The 1,596-nt window shown below is 37.9% G+C and carries 1 protein-coding gene and 1 pseudogene; both read left to right on the top strand.

Annotated features, from left to right (window positions below; genetic code table 11):
* Positions 1–792 precede the first annotated feature (792 nt).
* On the top strand, positions 793–1,275 hold the full coding sequence (locus ASG81_RS03820; protein ID WP_056629394.1) for a hypothetical protein: 483 nt from the start codon (positions 793–795) through the stop codon (positions 1,273–1,275).
* 183 nt (positions 1,276–1,458) lie between these two features.
* Positions 1,459–1,596: pseudogene (locus ASG81_RS30585) on the top strand (IS110 family transposase); the annotation flags it as partial.

The raw sequence follows: 1,596 nt of genomic DNA, 5'->3' as shown, positions 1-1,596 counted from the left end.
AAAAAAACAAACGGCACAGGACTTTTCCCATGCCATTTCAGATTTCATTTTTATTCCTGTTCTTGTCTTTGAACTAAACTAAATGACATTGGCCGCGTGGCAGCCCTTCGCTCAACTACCATGAAAGAACGGATTAACTTTCATGCTCTGTGGTGCAGCATAAGAGATGCATGGATGGCAGTTTAGTTAAATAAAACGACCTCTATCCCAGCTCTTTAATTCATTTTCTATGACAAAACAAAAAACGGTAGCGGTCATAAGCCACCGTTTCATTTGCGATTATCCATTTATTAAGGTTTGGTCTTGAGCGTTTTATTGTACAGAACCGTTACGTTAAAAGTTTGCAAACCCTCTCCTGTTCGGAGAGCGGAATGTTTGCCTATAACCGTTATTTAGCAGACAGTCTGCGGCACGATTGGCATTGGCTCCCAAAAAGATGAGTTCCTCGCAAATTCCAGCGTTTCCCGAAATAGTGAAGTCCGTGATAAGAAATGAGGATGGATCAAAATTCAAGGTGACAACAGAGAAATTTTGACCTTGCATTGACGGTCTTATTTTTTAAAACTGTTTGTTACAATTACAGCTTTTGTCTGACATAGACATCACTCCTCATTTTGATGTTATATCATATTCAAAGTTTCGTAGATTAACAGGAGGACAAGTGTGGATTTTTGGTCCCGCATGGGATATTATTGTTGCGCTAACGGGTACGATAGTTGAACCCCGAAAGGGCTGTCGCGTGGTAGCCCTTCGATACGCTAACGGGCAGAATAATGTCAAAGGAGTTACCAGATGAACAAAGAGGAATTCCTAAAGGAACTTGATGAAATTGTAGAAGATAAGATGTTTATTGGAAATGGCATCGAAGACTTGGAAGAAGAAATCTCACAAAATACGTGGTCAATTTCAATGAGTCAACAATTAGCGAATGAGTTTACAGTTATAGAGATGAGGAACTTTTTTTGTAAGGTAATTAGTAATAGGGGCGAACAAATTGGAAAATCAAACTGTAAAAACGGAATGATATTTTATGTATGGTTTGATTGGTTATCTGGAAGGTTACGGTTTAATTTAATTACAGACATTCATACAAAATTGCCGTTTAAATGTAAAATTGAAAGATTAGAAAATATTGATTCGGTAATAAATGAGTTTCTAACTTATCCGTATCATGATGGGATTCCTTTTGAGGAAGCAACAGATGATGATGAGGGAATTAAGGAAGATACAGAAGTTGATCCTCTTAATGTCTTTTTATACCGAATTGAAAAATGAGCAAATTATTAGCTAACGAAAATGATACTTCAACACTGAAAGGGATGCCATACAGCAGCAATTCACTCAGCTAAACATTCCTGTAGGGCCTAAGAAATGGCCTTTGTCAAAAAAGGAGCGCCTCGGTATGATGGGTTTGTCGATGGGTTAATAACCCAACACCATCAAGGAGGCGCTCTTACTATGAAGTTTAAGCAATCAGAAGAACAAAATCAAAGCATTGAAAGAATATCTACATCTCACCTTGTTGTGGGTATAGATATTGCGAAGGAAACTCATGTAGCACAAGCAACTAATTTTCGCGGCATCATACTTAGTAAG

The organism is Paenibacillus sp. Soil522, from assembly GCF_001428245.1.
Lineage (GTDB): Bacteria > Bacillota > Bacilli > Paenibacillales > Paenibacillaceae > Pristimantibacillus.
The sequence above is the reverse complement of the archived record's forward strand: the minus strand, read 5'-3'. Positions and strand labels throughout refer to the sequence as shown.

Coding starts and splice junctions, on each gene's coding strand:
- ASG81_RS03820 (WP_056629394.1), top strand. CDS start 793: ATGAACAAAGAGGAATTCCTAAAGGAACTTGATGAAATTGTAGAAGAT.